We start from the raw sequence: 13,823 nt of genomic DNA, 5'->3' as shown, positions 1-13,823 counted from the left end.
GGAAGTCCCGCCAGACGTGACCGACGGGGTTTCATTTTCACCCCACTGGACAAAATCCACCAACTGGCGTTTAATTGCGCCCAATTTCGTGAAATTTGATTCGCCGATGCCTCACCGCATTCTTGTGCTCCACGGTCCCAATCTCAACCTGCTCGGTACTCGCGAGCCGGCGGTGTACGGTCGTACGACGCTGGCCGACATCGACGCGGCGCTCGAGGCGCAAGCCAAGGCGGCAGGTGCCGAGGTCACGACATTCCAGAGCAATCACGAAGGCGCGCTGGTTGACCGGATTCAGGCGGCACGCGACGCGTCGATCGACTTCATCGTCATCAACCCTGCCGCCTACACGCATACCAGCGTGGCGATGCGTGACGCGCTGGCCGGCGTGGGCATTCCGTTTGTTGAGGTGCATCTCTCGAACGTCCATGCCCGTGAGGCCTTCCGGCATCACTCGTACTTTTCCGATATTGCGCAAGGCGTGATCTGCGGCCTGGGCTGGCGCGGCTACACCTTCGCACTCGAATTTGCCCTGCGGCGACTCGCCGGCGGGTAGCCGTCTCATCCCCTATTTCCCCTCGCGGGGGGTGCCCCCGCGTCGATACCGAATTAAGGAGCTTCCTTCATGGATTTGCGCAAACTCAAGACGTTGATCGACCTCGTGGCCGAATCGGGTATTTCCGAACTCGAAGTCACCGAAGGCGAAGGCAAGGTCCGCATCGTCAAGGCGCCGCCCCAACTAATCGCCGCCCCGATGCAGATGGCCATGCCGGCGGCCTACCCGCAGGTTGCCGCGCAAGCGCCGGCGGCAACGCCCGCCGCACCGGCACCGGCAGCCCCGGTCCTGCCGCAAGGTCACATCGTCACGTCGCCGATGGTCGGTACCTTCTACCGCGCCCCGTCGCCGGGCGCCGATCCGTTTGCGCAGGTCGGCGACTCGGTCAAGGAAGGCCAGACGCTGTGCATCATCGAAGCGATGAAGCTGCTCAACGAGATCGAGTCGGACAAGACCGGCGTGATCAAGGAAATCCTCGTCGAGAACGGTCAGGCCGTGGAATACGGTCAACCGCTGTTCGTGATCGGCTAATGCCGGTTGTCGGACGCCCCGCCCGCGCGGCCAAATGCCGCCCGGCGACACGAGGCGTCCGGCCCCGCTCCTCTCCCCCTACGGGCAGGACTGCACATAATGTTTGAAAAAATCCTCATCGCCAACCGCGGCGAAATCGCTCTGCGCGTTCAGCGCGCGTGCCGCGAGATGGGCATCAAGACCGTGGTCGTCTACTCCGAAGCCGACAAGGAAGCGAAGTACGTCAAGCTTGCGGACGAAGCCGTCTGTATCGGACCGGCACCCTCGCCGCTGAGCTACCTGAACATGCCGGCGCTCATCAGCGCGGCGGAAGTCACTGACGCCCAGGCCATCCACCCGGGTTACGGCTTCCTCTCCGAGAACGCCGACTTCGCCGAACGCGTCGAGCAATCGGGCTTCACGTTTATCGGCCCACGCCCCGACACCATTCGTCTGATGGGCGACAAGGTCTCGGCCAAGCAGACGATGATCAAGACCGGCGTGCCGTGCGTGCCGGGTTCGGAAGGCGCGTTGCCCGACGATCCGAAGGAAATCGTGCGTGTTGCACGCCAGGTCGGCTATCCGGTGATCATCAAGGCCGCCGGCGGCGGCGGCGGTCGCGGCATGCGCGTGGTGCACACGGAAGCGGCGCTGGTGAACGCGGTCAACATGACCCGTGAAGAAGCCGGCCGCGCCTTCGGCAATCCGGAAGTCTATATGGAGAAGTTCCTCGAGAACCCGCGCCATATCGAAATCCAGATCCTCGCCGACAAGCACAAGAACGCCGTCTGGCTGGGCGAGCGCGACTGCTCGATGCAGCGCCGTCACCAGAAGGTGATCGAAGAGGCGACCGCACCGCTGATTCCGCGTCGCCTGATCGAGCGCATCGGCGATCGCTGCGCCGACGCCTGCAAGAAGATGGGCTACGTCGGCGCCGGCACGTTCGAATTCCTGTTCGAGAACGGTGAGTTCTACTTCATCGAAATGAACACGCGCGTGCAGGTCGAACACCCTGTCACGGAAATGATCACCGGTATCGATATCGTGCAGGAACAGATTCGCATTGCGGCTGGCGAGAAGCTCGCCTTCCGTCAGCGCGACATCCAGTTCCAGGGTCACGCGATCGAGTGCCGTATCAACGCCGAAGATCCGTTCAAGTTCACGCCGTCGCCGGGTCGCATTACCGCCTGGCACATGCCGGGGGGCCCCGGCATCCGCGTCGACTCGCACGCCTATAACGGCTACTTCGTGCCGCCGAATTACGATTCGATGATCGGCAAGCTGATCGCCTACGGAGCAACGCGCGATCAGGCCATCCGCCGCATGCGTGTCGCGCTGTCGGAAATCGTGATCGAAGGTATCCAGACGAACATTCCGCTGCACCGGGAACTGATGCTCGACGCGAAGTTTGTCGAAGGCGGCACGAGCATCCATTATCTGGAACACAAGCTGGCGCAGAAATCTGCCGTCGGCGGCAACTGAGCTGTTCATCAGCCGTTTATCAGCAGGAAATCACTCGCCATGTATCGCGAACTCGTCGTAGAAGTTGCCCGCGCCCAAGCCGAGGCCCTGTCGGACGCCCTGCTCGATCTGGGCGTGCTGTCGGTCTCCGTGGAAGACGCGGATGCCGACACGCCCGACGAGCAACCGATGTTCGGCGAGCCCGGCCTGACCCCGCCCGACACCGCGTGGCAACACTCGCGCGTGGTCGCGCTGGTGGGGGAAGACCAGGACGCCGCCGTGCTGCTCGCGGCGGCCGTCAATGAATTGGGGCTCACCGAGTCGCCCGCGTTCACGTTGCGCGACGTGGAAGAACAGGACTGGGTGCGCCTGACGCAATCGCAGTTTGAGCCCATACAGATCGGCCAGCGTATCTGGGTCGTGCCGTCGTGGCACGACGCCCCGGACGCCGATGCGCTTATCCTCGAACTCGATCCGGGCCTCGCGTTCGGGACCGGCAGCCACCCGACCACGCGGCTGTGCATGGAGTGGCTCGAACAGCACGTTGAGGCGGGTCAGTCCTTGCTCGACTACGGCTGCGGCTCGGGCATTCTGGCCATTCTGGCGCGCAAGTGCGGCGCCGATCCGGTCGTCGGTATCGACATCGATCCGCAGGCCGTCGAGTCTGCCCGCTACAACAGTGAGCGCAATCATGCGACCGTCGAATACGGACTGCCCGCCGACCTGCGCGACGGTCAATTCAATATCGTGGTCGCCAACATCCTGTCGAATCCGCTCAAACTGCTCGCGTCGATGCTGACATCGCGCGTGGCACCGGGCGGACGGCTCGCGCTGTCTGGCGTGTTGGAGCGGCAAGCGGACGAGGTGATCGCCGCCTACGCCCCCTATATGAAGATGTCGGTCTGGCGTGCTCACGATGGCTGGGTCTGCCTGCACGGGCAGGCCGCCGGCTAAGTCGCCCGCGACGCGCCGAGTCTCCGGGACCTCGCCCTCGAATCCCCCGATGCCCCCGACTCCCATGGCTCAGTCCTCGCGCGTTCTCGCTACCCGCTGCCCTCACTGCCATACCGTCTTCCGCGTCGTGGCGGATCAGCTCAAGCTGCGCGACGGTCTCGTGCGCTGCGGCAACTGTCGTGAAGTATTCGACGGACATGCCTACCTGTGCGAGCCGCCCGGCGAAGAGAACGAGGCGCAGACCGCGCCCGCCGAACGCCCCCCGGTGCCCGAGATGCTCACGCCCACGGCGATCGCTGCACTGCTGGGCACGCCGGACGAGAGCCTGGCGCAGATGCGACATGGCCCGGGTCGCTACATCGATGACGACGATGCCACGGTGCTTCTGGCGCCCACCGCGTCCATGACGTCGTCAGCTTCCGTCGCGTCTGCCGACTCGCCGACGTCCGTGGCTCTTGCCGGACAGGCACGTCGCCCCGGCGTCGGTCGCGTGATCTGGCGTGCGCTGATCGCGCTGGCCGTCGTCGGTCTGATCGCCCAGTGGGCGTGGGTCGAGCGCGCCGCACTCGTCGATCGCGTGCCGACGTTGCGCGGCGTGTTCGCGACGCTCGGACGCCCGATGCATGTGACGGTCGCGCCGCCGCGTCAGCCCGACAAGGTGCAGATTTCGAGCGTGACGCTGGTCACCGACGCGCCCGGCACGAGCGACGCGAGCGACGCGAGTGGCGCGAGTGGCGCGACAACCGGTACACCGGCGAGCGCCCCGGCACCAGACGACGCCGTGCCAATGACGCTCACCGTGTTCATGCGCAATCAAGCCGACTATGCCGTGGCCTGGCCGTCGCTCGAACTCACGCTGTCGGACATCGACGGCAAGCCGGTCGTGCGACGCGTGTTTTCGGCGAGCGACTACGTCACCGATACAGCGCAGCATGACGCCGGTCTGGCGCCACACAACGAACGCACGATTCGGTTACGATTGACGGCGCAGGCAGCGCTAGCCAGTAACTATCGGGTGCTCGCGTTCTATCCTTGATAGCGCTGTTGCACTCAACCTAGGAGATATTGATGTCCCAAGTCACACTCGGGGGCAACCCCATCGAAGTCGACGGCCAGTTCCCGCAAAAGGGGCAGACCGCTCCGGCTTTTTCGCTGGTCAATGCCAAGTTGCAGGACGTCTCGCTCGACGATTTCGCTGGCAAGCGCAAGGTGCTCAACATCGTGCCGAGCCTCGACACGCCGACCTGCGCCACGTCGACCCGCAAGTTCAACGAAGCCGCGGGCAAGCTCGAGAACACGGTCGTGCTCGTGATCTCGGCTGACCTGCCGTTCGCCATGAGCCGCTTCTGCGCGACCGAAGGACTGAACAACGTGGTCACGCTCTCGACCATGCGCGGCCGCGAGTTCCTCAAGCATTACGGCGTGGCAATCACCACCGGCCCGCTCGCCGGAGTGTCGGCCCGTGCCGTTGTCGTGCTCGACGCCGATAACCGCGTCGTCCACGCCGAACTCGTGCCCGAGATCAAGAACGAGCCGAACTACGACGCCGCGCTGGCCGCATTGTCGTAAGCCATCGCCCCTCGGCGTATCGCTGGCCCGCCCGGTAAAGCCGGTGCGCGCCAGATGGCAGTTCCCGTGCCGGTGCGGCAAATGCACCGGCCCGTTTTTAGCATGACCCGGCAGGGCGACTGGCCAACCGTCTGCCCTCCCAGATTGGCCCCGCTTACCTTTCGCAAGGATCTCCCCCGTGACTACCGTGATCTGCGGCTCGCTCGCCTACGACAACATCATGACGTTCGAAGGCCGCTTCGGCGAGCACATCCTGCCCGATCAGGTACACATCCTGAACGTCAGCTTCCTCGTGCCGACGATGCGCCGCAACTTCGGCGGCTGCGCCGGCAACATTGGCTACAGCCTGCATCTGCTGGGCGGCTCGCCGGTCGTCATGGCCACCGTCGGCGAAGATGGTGCGCCCTACGTCGAGCGCTTCCAGTCGCTCGGCATGACGACGGAATTCGTTCGCGTGGTCGCGGACAGCATGACCGCCAATGCGATGATCACGACCGATCTGGACAACAACCAGATCACCGCCTTCCACCCTGGGGCGATGATGTTCTCGTCGCGCAACCGCGTGGCCGATGTCAACGGCGCGACGCTCGGCATCGTTGCCCCGGACGCCCCCGACGCCATGCTCACTCACGCCGAAGGCTTCGCCGCCGCCGGGGTACCGTTCCTGTTCGATCCGGGTCAGGGCCTGCCGTTGCTCTCGCCTGAGGCCCTGCGTCGCATGGTGGAACTCGCCACATACCTTGCGGTCAACGACTACGAAGCCAAGCTGCTCTGCACGAAGACCGGCTGGTCGATGGACGACCTCCAGTCGCGTGTCGAGGCGCTGGTCGTGACGCGCGGAGAACACGGCGCGCTGATCTTCGCCGGCGGCAAGCAACACGACATTCCTGCCGTCAAAGCCAAGCGAGTCGTCGACCCCACCGGGTGCGGCGACGCCTTCCGTGGCGGGTTGCTGTACGGTATCGAAAAGGGCCTCGACTGGCCCACCGCCGGCCGCCTGGCCAGCCTGATGGGTTCGCTCAAGATTGCCGAGCAAGGCCCGCAGACTTACGCGCCGACGCGCGCCGAGATCGAGGCGCAATATGAAGCCGCGTTCGGCCACCGCTTCGTATGATTCCAGGACAAACACAACGATGGCACGACTGACCACACCATTCCTTATTCTCACCGTCGCGGCGTCGCTCTCCCTGTCCGCCTGCACGGCGTTCGGTCCGAGCAATTCCGCGAGCGTCTACAACAGCCGCCAAGCGCAACGCGAGCAGGTTGTGCGCATGGGCACCGTCGAATCGGTGCGCCCGGTCACGATCGATAGCAGCAATGGCGATCCGGGGATTCTCGGCGTGGTGGGGGGCGGTGCGCTGGGCGCCGTCGGCGGCAGCGCCATTGGTGGCGGTCGCGGCTCGATCGCGACGGGCATCATCGGCGGTCTGTTGGGTGCCGTTGCGGGGCAAGCCGTCGAAAACCGCATGAGCAAGAAGGCGGGCCTGGAGATTACCGTGCGACTCGACAACGGCGAGCTGCGCGCCATCACACAGGATGCGGACGAAGCATTCCAGCCGGGTCAGCGCGTGCGTCTGCTCTCGAGCGGCGGCGTCACGCGTGTGACGCACTAAGGCCGCATGAAAAAACCCGCTGCGACGATCGCTCATCACAGCGGGTTTCGGATCGAGTAGGCCTACTCGATCAAAAGACACCTAAGTGCCTTGGTTCCTGCTTTGGCACTCGAATTACGGACGGCTGCCGGTCGGGAACGGCCATGCCGCTGCCGGATTCAGTGCCGTCTTCGGTGCTGCTGCCGGTGCCGCAGCCGGGGCCGCAGCAGGCTTGGCGGCAACCTTCTTGACGGCCGGCTTCTTCGCCGCCGCAGCAGGCTTCTTCGCAGCCGGCTTCTTCGCAGCAACCTTCTTCACGGCGGCCTTCTTCGCAGCCGGCTTCTTCGCGGCAACCTTCTTCACCGCTGCCTTCTTCGCAGCCGGCTTCTTGGCGGCAACCTTCTTCACTGCTGCCTTCTTGGCGACCGGCTTCTTGGCGGCAACCTTCTTCACCGCTGCCTTCTTGGCGACCGGCTTCTTGGCGGCAACCTTCTTCACCGCAACCTTCTTGGCGGCCGGCTTCTTGGCGGCAACCTTCTTCGCTGCCGGCTTCTTGGCGGCGACAGCCTTCTTCGCTACCGGCTTCTTGGCAGCGACAGCCTTCTTCGCGACAGGCTTCTTGGCGGCGGCAGCCTTCTTCGCTACCGGCTTCTTGGCAACAGCCTTCTTGGCTGCGGGTTTTTTCTTAGCAGTAGTAGCCATCACTTTGCTCCTTAACGTGAGAGATCACTCAAACAAAACCACCTGAGAAGGAAACCCGACCACCATGCGGCGAACCGCCGGCGAGCGGGCTATTCATCGGCGTACGCATCGGACTTCGACGGCTTACGCTAATGAATTCGGCGCTGCGCGCATGACGCTGACCGTGAGTGGTCACGCGCGCAAAAAAATTGCCGGCGACATTGCCGCCAGCAATTCGATTGTCTTGAGAAAGGGGATTCGCCAGATTCTTCGGGGGGTAGCTTGCCTGTCCCGTCATCGGGAGGGAGGAGATTGCGATAGCGGATAAGCGATACTGCTTGCTATGCACCAAGGTTTTTACGCTCCGTAACTACCAGCTCTCTGTCGCGGGAGGAAAGCAATGTGCTTTCGTGTGTTCATCGAGACTGCAATTTATTTGAGCGAATCATAATTCTTTTGTGATGCGATGTTAATACTTTGCGCGTAAAAAATCGCACAACGTTCGCAACGAAGAAGTCAATCTGTTGTATTTGATGCACATGGCGTTCGCATGTCGACGCGTGCGAAGCGAGCGTGACGACGCGCGAGTGAGGATGATGTGCGTGATCTGCGCCTTCTCTTTTGCTTCTCTTGCTGGCGCTCACGCGCGCCACGCGCGCTCACACCACCCTCTCGAAACCCGCATGGATACTGGCTTTGCAGCCAGCATCCAAATTTCACTTCCTGCTTAGTCCCAGCTCAGCGCGCCACCGGTCTGGTATTCGATCACTCGCGTTTCGAAGAAGTTGCGCTCCTTCTTCAGATCGATCATCTCGCTCATCCACGGGAACGGATTTTCTTCGTTCGGATAGAGCGCCTCGAGACCAATTTGGGAACAGCGACGGTTCGCGATGAAGCGCAGATAGCTCTTGAACATGCCCGCGTTCAGACCGAGCACGCCGCGCGGCATCGTATCTTCAGCGTAGCGATACTCCAGCTCGACCGCTTTCTTGAACAGCTCGCGAATCTCTTCGCGGAACTCCGGCGTCCACAGGTTCGGGTTTTCCAGCTTCACCTGGTTGATCAGATCGATGCCGAAGTTGCAGTGCATCGACTCGTCGCGCAGGATGTATTGATATTGCTCTGCAGCACCGGTCATCTTGTTCTGCCGACCCAGCGCGAGAATCTGCGTGAAGCCGACGTAGAAGAACAGCCCTTCCATGATGCAGGCGAACACGATGAGCGAGCGCAGCAGCTTCTGGTCGGCTTCCTGCGTGCCGGTCTGGAACGACGGATCCGCCACCACTTCGATAAACGGGAGCAGGAATTCGTCCTTGTCGCGAATCGACGGCACTTCGTGATACGCGTTGAAGATCTCGCCTTCGTCCAACCCCAGGCTCTCGACGATGTACTGATAGGCGTGCGTGTGGATCGCCTCTTCGAAGGCCTGACGCAGCAGGAACTGGCGGCACTCCGGTGCCGTGATGTGGCGATACGTGCCGAGCACGATGTTGTTCGCCGCGAGCGAGTCGGCCGTCACGAAGAAGCCGAGATTGCGCTTGATGATGCGGCGCTCGTCCTCGGTCAGACCGTTCGGATCTTTCCACAGGGCGATGTCGCGCGACATATTGATTTCCTGCGGCATCCAGTGGTTCGCGCAACCGGCCAGATACTTCTCCCAGGCCCACTTGTATTTGAAGGGCACCAGTTGATTCACATCCGTCGTGCCGTTGATCACGCGCTTGTCGGAGGCGCTCACGCGACGCGTCGACTGCGAGGCGATCACAGTCGGGGTTTCCCCTTGCGTGCCCAGCACGTTCGACGCGGCAACCGGAGCAGCGGTGGGGGCAGCCGATTTGGCCGTGGTGGTGTCTTCTTCCCAGTTCAGCATAGGGTCTCAGTCCGTTCAGGTTGATGCGATGCACACACGCGCGCACATCGCCGAAGTGACAGATCAGCCGCTCGCGTGCGAAGGCTGACAAAAAATTTGCGATCCGGCGGCCGGCAAGCGATCACCGGGAGCACGAAGTCCACCGGGAGCATTGCCATATTTCGGGGGTGATGCAGATGCGCAATTGCGCAGTTTTGAACAACAACGCCGACGCGAGAGCTGCAACAACATCCTGACCTCCCGACGTCGAATGGAATGCCTCCAATTTAGCACAATTACGTCACTCGTTCCAGCATGCAACACTATATCTAGTGCCGCGCCGCACGATGACCACTATACCTAGTGTTTGGCAACATCCCCCGAGTGCCGGGCGGCCGGGCTTGCGGGACCGGCATCTTGCCATGAAACGGTGCCGCACGACAGCGATGATGGTGCGTCGAGGGGGAGCGCTGCGTCGCATTGGCGTATCCTGTCGCGACGGCGAACCGGAACGACAGATTCCGGCGCACGCCACTTCTGAACGTCGATGAAGGAGATACCGACGATGACATTCCCAGGCGCCAACGGCGCACCGGCGTCGACCGGTTCGTCAGGCCCGACACCGCTCACGCTCACCCCCGGCAAACCGATCCACCTCGCGGCGGGCGCACTCGTGGCCGAGGTTCAACCGGGCTGCGGGGCGCGGCTCGCGCGACTCGCTCGGCGCGACACGCGCGGTGACGTTTTCGACTACCTTGTGCCGCTCGGCAACGACCCGTTCTCGTCGGACGAATGGCCGAAGGCCGGCGCCTTTCCGATGCTGCCGTATACCAACATGCTGCGCGACGACACGCTGCATTGGCGCGACCGCGCGATCGTCGCTCGCGAGGCGCCGGCCGCATCGAGTTCGCTGCACGGCTGGGGGCTGCGTCGCGCGTGGGATGTCGTCGACGAGAGCCCGCACTGTTGCGTGCTCCAACTCGACAGTCCCGCTCAACCCGAATGGCCGTGGCACTATCAGGCGTATCTCTCGGTGACGCTCGACGAGCACGGTGTCGACATGCAACTGTCGATCACCAATCTCTCGACGCAGGACATGCCCGCCGGGCTCGGGCTACATCCCTACTTTCAGTGGCCTGCCGGCGCGCGCCTGACGTTCGAAGCGGAGGCGATCTGGCGTTCGCCGTCGGAGGACATCCGATGGCCGAGCGAGCAACGCGTGCACGTCGGCGAGATCGAGGTCGTGTCTGTCGGCGGCGGACTCGATACCGAGGGGCGGTCCACCTGGTTCGCCGAAGCGCCGGTCGAGTCGGGGCGATTCGACGCGCGCCTCGACTACGCCGGCGGCCTGCGCTCGGCCACGGTGCGCAGCAGCGACGCCAGCTGGCTCGTGGTGCACTCTCCCGCCGGACGTCCCTACCTCTGTCTGGAACCGTCGACGCATCGGGTCGGCGCGTTCGACGACGATCACGTGGTCGTGGCGCACGGGCAAACGCTCGATCTGTCGATGCGGATCGATCTGACCTGAGGGCCAGGCGGCGGGTGCGCCGCCCTTCCCCCCTACCACGGCGCCCCAAAAAAGCTTGGGGCCAGTGCCGAGGCGCGAACCTCGGGACTGGCCCCAATCTCACCGCAAGCGCAAGCTTACTGGCAAGCCTCGCACTCGTCGAAGCCCGGATCGCCCGGACGCATCGTGCACACCGCGCCTTCAGCGTCCGGCATCGGCTGCGCCAGCGGCGAGGAGGGTTCGGCCGAGAAGCTTCCGCTCGGCGTCACGCCCCCCGAGCTCACCGCATTCAGCGCGCCGTGGCTCACCGTCGATTTCTCGACGTGCGTCGCGGCCATCGTACGGAGGTAGTACGTGGTCTTCAGGCCACGCGTCCAGGCCAGCTTGTACGTCTCGTCGAGCTTCTTGCCCGAAGCGCCCGCCATGTAGATGTTGAGCGACTGCGCCTGGTCGATCCACTTCTGACGACGCGACGCCGCCTCGACCAACCACTTCGGCTCGACTTCGAACGCCGTGGCGTAGATCTCGCGCAGGTCGGCCGGCACGCGGTCGATGCGGGCCAGCGTGCCGTCGAAGTACTTCAGGTCGGCGACCATCACTTCGTCCCACAGGCCACGCGCCTTCAGGTCACGCACCAGGTACTCGTTGACCACCGTGAATTCGCCCGAGAGGTTCGACTTCACGTACAGGTTCTGGAACGTCGGCTCGATACAGGCCGAGACGCCGATGATGTTCGAGATCGTGGCGGTCGGGGCGATCGCCACGCAGTTCGAGTTGCGCATGCCGTGCGAAGCGATGTGCTTGCGCAGGCTGTCCCAGTCGAGCGTTGCCGACATGTCGACGTCGATGTAGCCGCCGCGCTCTTCGGCCAGCAACTTGAGGGAGTCTTGCGGCAGGATGCCGCGATCCCACAGCGAGCCCTTGTACGACGAATACTGACCGCGTTCCTTGGCCAGCTCGGACGACGCCCAGTAAGCGTAGTAGCACACCGCTTCCATCGAACGGTCGGCGAACTCGACGGCAGCGTTCGAGGCATAAGGCGTGCGCAGCAGGTGCAGACAGTCCTGGAAGCCCATGATGCCCATGCCCACCGGACGGTGATGCAGGTTCGAATTGCGCGCCTTCGCCACCGCGTAGTAGTTGATGTCGATGACGTTGTCGAGCATGCGCATCGCCACGCGCACGGTACGTTGCAGCTTGTCGTGATCGAGTTCGTAGCCGTTCGCGGTCTGCTTCAGGTGAGCCACGAGGTTCACCGAGCCGAGGTTGCACACCGCGATTTCGGTCTCGCTCGTGTTGAGCGTGATTTCCGTGCACAGGTTCGAGGAGTGCACTACGCCCACGTGTTGCTGCGGCGAGCGAATGTTGCACGGATCCTTGAACGTGATCCACGGATGGCCGGTTTCGAACAGCATGCCCAGCATCTTGCGCCAGAGCGCTTGCGCCGGCACCTTCTTGAACAGCTTGATTTCGCCGCGTGCGGCCTTGTCTTCGTAGGCCGTGTAAGCCTGTTCGAAAGCCTTGCCGTACTTGTCGTGCAGGTCCGGGCAGGTCGCCGGCGAGAACAGCGTCCACTCGGCGCCTTCCATCACGCGCTTCATGAACAGATCGGGAATCCAGTTCGCCGTGTTCATGTCGTGCGTGCGGCGACGGTCGTCGCCCGTGTTCTTGCGCAACTCGAGGAATTCCTCGATGTCCAGGTGCCACGTTTCCAGGTAGGCGCACACCGCGCCCTTGCGCTTGCCGCCCTGGTTCACGGCCACGGCCGTGTCGTTGACCACCTTCAGGAACGGCACCACGCCCTGGCTCTTGCCGTTCGTGCCCTTGATGTGCGAGCCGAGCGCGCGCACCTGCGTCCAGTCGTTGCCCAGACCACCGGCAAACTTCGAGAGCAGTGCATTTTCCTTGAGCGCTTCGTAGATGCCTTCCAGGTCGTCCGAGACCGTCGTCAGGTAGCACGACGAGAGTTGCGAGCGACGCGTGCCCGAGTTGAACAGCGTCGGCGTCGAACTCATGAAGTCGAAGCTCGACAGAATCTGGTAGAACTCGATCGCACGCGCTTCGCGCTCGACTTCATTGAGCGCCAGCCCCATCGCCACGCGCATGTAGAACGCCTGCGGCATTTCGATGCGGTGACCGTCGATATGCAGGAAGTAGCGATCGTAGAGCGTCTGCAGGCCCAGATAGTTGAATTGCAGATCGCGCGATGCGTCGAGCGCGGCGCTCAGCTTGGCCAGGTCGAACGAGAGCAGTTGCTCGTCGAGCAGTTCGGCGTCGACTCCCTGCTTGATGAAGCGCGGGAAGTATTCGATGTAGCGCGCGGCCATTTCGCCCTGCAGCACTTCTTCGCCGAGAATCTCGCGGCGGATCGTGTGCATCAGAATTCGCGCCGTGACCTGGCTGTACGCCGGTTCCTTCTCGATGAGGGTGCGCGAGGCGAGGATCGCCGAGTCGTAGACCTGCGACAGCGGCACGCCGTCGTACAGGTTCTTGAGGGTCTCGGTCACGATCGGCTCGGCCACGACTTCGTCGCCGAGATTTTCGCAGGCAGCCTGCACCACGCCGCGCAACACCGACATATCGAGCGTACGCACCACGCCGTTGTCGGTGACATTGAGCACCGGGCCATCGTGTGTAGCCGCTTCTTGCGTGGTCTCGACCGCGTGCGCACGCTCTTGCGAACGCTTCTCGCGGTACAGCACGTAGGCGCGCGCCACGTTGTGCTCGCCTTCACGCATCAGCGCGAGTTCGACCTGATCCTGGATGTCTTCGATGTGGAACGTGCCGCCATTCGGGCGGCTGCGCATCAGGGCGCGCACGACGTGCCCCGTCAACTGCTCCACGAGTTCGCGTACGCGGGCCGACGCCGCACCCTGGCCGCCGTTCACGGCGAGGAACGCCTTGGTCACGGCGATCGCGATCTTCGACGGCTCGAAACCCACCACCGCGCCGTTGCGTCGAATCACTTTGAAGTCGGCGTTGGTCGCCGGCTCGAAGGCGCCCGTCGTCTGGGGCGCCGACGCACCCGCACCATTGCCGGAGGTCGCGGCAGGCGTCGGGGTCGGGCGGGTGAGGTTTTCGTTAGTCTGCATGTAAAAACTCCCGTTCCAATGAGATGGTGCTGTTAGCGCGTTCTTACCAGGGTTA

The 13,823-nt window shown here is 63.4% G+C and carries 13 protein-coding genes; 9 read left to right on the top strand and 4 right to left on the bottom strand.

What is annotated here, in order from left to right; genetic code table 11:
* The first annotated feature begins 106 nt into the window (after positions 1–106).
* The 8 genes from aroQ (at position 107) to PCE31107_RS05180 (ending at position 6,660) form a co-directional block, all read left to right on the top strand.
* A complete protein-coding gene (aroQ, locus tag PCE31107_RS05215; protein WP_017231507.1) occupies positions 107–553 on the top strand; it encodes a type II 3-dehydroquinate dehydratase in 447 nt (148 codons plus the stop codon).
* A 69-nt stretch (positions 554–622) separates the two neighbouring features.
* Positions 623–1,084 (top strand): acetyl-CoA carboxylase biotin carboxyl carrier protein, encoded by a 462-nt coding sequence (gene accB, locus PCE31107_RS05210; RefSeq protein WP_150606997.1) that lies wholly within the window; start codon positions 623–625, stop codon positions 1,082–1,084.
* Between the two features lie 99 nt (positions 1,085–1,183).
* Positions 1,184–2,545: an acetyl-CoA carboxylase biotin carboxylase subunit gene (gene accC, locus PCE31107_RS05205; protein WP_150606995.1), complete on the top strand. Its 1,362-nt coding sequence runs from the start codon at positions 1,184–1,186 to the stop codon at positions 2,543–2,545.
* 39 nt (positions 2,546–2,584) lie between these two features.
* A complete protein-coding gene (gene prmA, locus PCE31107_RS05200; RefSeq protein ID WP_130027142.1) occupies positions 2,585–3,478 on the top strand; it encodes a 50S ribosomal protein L11 methyltransferase in 894 nt (297 codons plus the stop codon).
* 64 nt (positions 3,479–3,542) lie between these two features.
* Positions 3,543–4,514 (top strand): DUF3426 domain-containing protein, encoded by a 972-nt coding sequence (locus PCE31107_RS05195; protein WP_150606993.1) that lies wholly within the window; start codon positions 3,543–3,545, stop codon positions 4,512–4,514.
* A 32-nt stretch (positions 4,515–4,546) separates the two neighbouring features.
* Positions 4,547–5,047 carry a thiol peroxidase gene (gene tpx / locus PCE31107_RS05190; RefSeq protein ID WP_017231511.1) on the top strand — a complete coding sequence of 167 codons (501 nt, stop codon included), beginning with the start codon at positions 4,547–4,549 and terminating at the stop codon, positions 5,045–5,047.
* A 178-nt stretch (positions 5,048–5,225) separates the two neighbouring features.
* Positions 5,226–6,161, top strand: a complete 936-nt coding sequence (locus tag PCE31107_RS05185; RefSeq protein WP_130027148.1) for a carbohydrate kinase family protein — start codon at positions 5,226–5,228, stop codon at positions 6,159–6,161.
* A 19-nt stretch (positions 6,162–6,180) separates the two neighbouring features.
* Positions 6,181–6,660 (top strand): outer membrane lipoprotein, encoded by a 480-nt coding sequence (locus PCE31107_RS05180; protein ID WP_150606991.1) that lies wholly within the window; start codon positions 6,181–6,183, stop codon positions 6,658–6,660.
* A gap of 114 nt (positions 6,661–6,774) precedes the next feature.
* Here PCE31107_RS05180 and PCE31107_RS05175 read toward each other — a convergent pair whose 3' ends face one another.
* The 3 genes from PCE31107_RS05175 to PCE31107_RS05165 all read right to left on the bottom strand — a co-directional run bounded on the left by PCE31107_RS05175 (position 6,775) and on the right by PCE31107_RS05165 (position 9,190).
* Positions 6,775–7,341, bottom strand: a complete 567-nt coding sequence (locus PCE31107_RS05175; protein WP_150564258.1) for a histone H1-like DNA-binding protein — start codon at positions 7,339–7,341, stop codon at positions 6,775–6,777.
* A 28-nt stretch (positions 7,342–7,369) separates the two neighbouring features.
* Entirely contained in the window at positions 7,370–7,672 is a 303-nt protein-coding gene (locus tag PCE31107_RS05170; RefSeq protein ID WP_150550492.1) for a hypothetical protein, read from the bottom strand.
* A 375-nt stretch (positions 7,673–8,047) separates the two neighbouring features.
* On the bottom strand, positions 8,048–9,190 hold the full coding sequence (locus tag PCE31107_RS05165; protein WP_150606989.1) for a ribonucleotide-diphosphate reductase subunit beta: 1,143 nt from the start codon (positions 9,188–9,190) through the stop codon (positions 8,048–8,050).
* Between the two features lie 544 nt (positions 9,191–9,734).
* Between PCE31107_RS05165 and PCE31107_RS05160 the strand changes: the two genes are divergently transcribed.
* Entirely contained in the window at positions 9,735–10,697 is a 963-nt protein-coding gene (locus tag PCE31107_RS05160; protein ID WP_174966553.1) for an aldose epimerase family protein, read from the top strand.
* Between the two features lie 116 nt (positions 10,698–10,813).
* On the opposite strand, the gene PCE31107_RS05155 is transcribed toward PCE31107_RS05160, so the two are convergent.
* Positions 10,814–13,768 (bottom strand): ribonucleoside-diphosphate reductase subunit alpha, encoded by a 2,955-nt coding sequence (locus PCE31107_RS05155; protein WP_150606984.1) that lies wholly within the window; start codon positions 13,766–13,768, stop codon positions 10,814–10,816.
* Between the last annotated feature and the right edge of the window lie 55 nt (positions 13,769–13,823).

The sequence above is a fragment of the Pandoraea cepalis genome, from assembly GCF_902459625.1.
GTDB lineage: Bacteria > Pseudomonadota > Gammaproteobacteria > Burkholderiales > Burkholderiaceae > Pandoraea > Pandoraea cepalis.
The sequence above is the reverse complement of the archived record's forward strand: the minus strand, read 5'-3'. Positions and strand labels throughout refer to the sequence as shown.

Coding starts and splice junctions, on each gene's coding strand:
- aroQ (WP_017231507.1), top strand. CDS start 107: ATGCCTCACCGCATTCTTGTGCTCCACGGTCCCAATCTCAACCTGCTC.
- accB (WP_150606997.1), top strand. CDS start 623: ATGGATTTGCGCAAACTCAAGACGTTGATCGACCTCGTGGCCGAATCG.
- accC (WP_150606995.1), top strand. CDS start 1,184: ATGTTTGAAAAAATCCTCATCGCCAACCGCGGCGAAATCGCTCTGCGC.
- prmA (WP_130027142.1), top strand. CDS start 2,585: ATGTATCGCGAACTCGTCGTAGAAGTTGCCCGCGCCCAAGCCGAGGCC.
- PCE31107_RS05195 (WP_150606993.1), top strand. CDS start 3,543: ATGGCTCAGTCCTCGCGCGTTCTCGCTACCCGCTGCCCTCACTGCCAT.
- tpx (WP_017231511.1), top strand. CDS start 4,547: ATGTCCCAAGTCACACTCGGGGGCAACCCCATCGAAGTCGACGGCCAG.
- PCE31107_RS05180 (WP_150606991.1), top strand. CDS start 6,181: ATGGCACGACTGACCACACCATTCCTTATTCTCACCGTCGCGGCGTCG.
- PCE31107_RS05175 (WP_150564258.1), bottom strand. CDS start 7,341: ATGGCTACTACTGCTAAGAAAAAACCCGCAGCCAAGAAGGCTGTTGCC.
- PCE31107_RS05165 (WP_150606989.1), bottom strand. CDS start 9,190: ATGCTGAACTGGGAAGAAGACACCACCACGGCCAAATCGGCTGCCCCC.
- PCE31107_RS05160 (WP_174966553.1), top strand. CDS start 9,735: ATGACATTCCCAGGCGCCAACGGCGCACCGGCGTCGACCGGTTCGTCA.
- PCE31107_RS05155 (WP_150606984.1), bottom strand. CDS start 13,768: ATGCAGACTAACGAAAACCTCACCCGCCCGACCCCGACGCCTGCCGCG.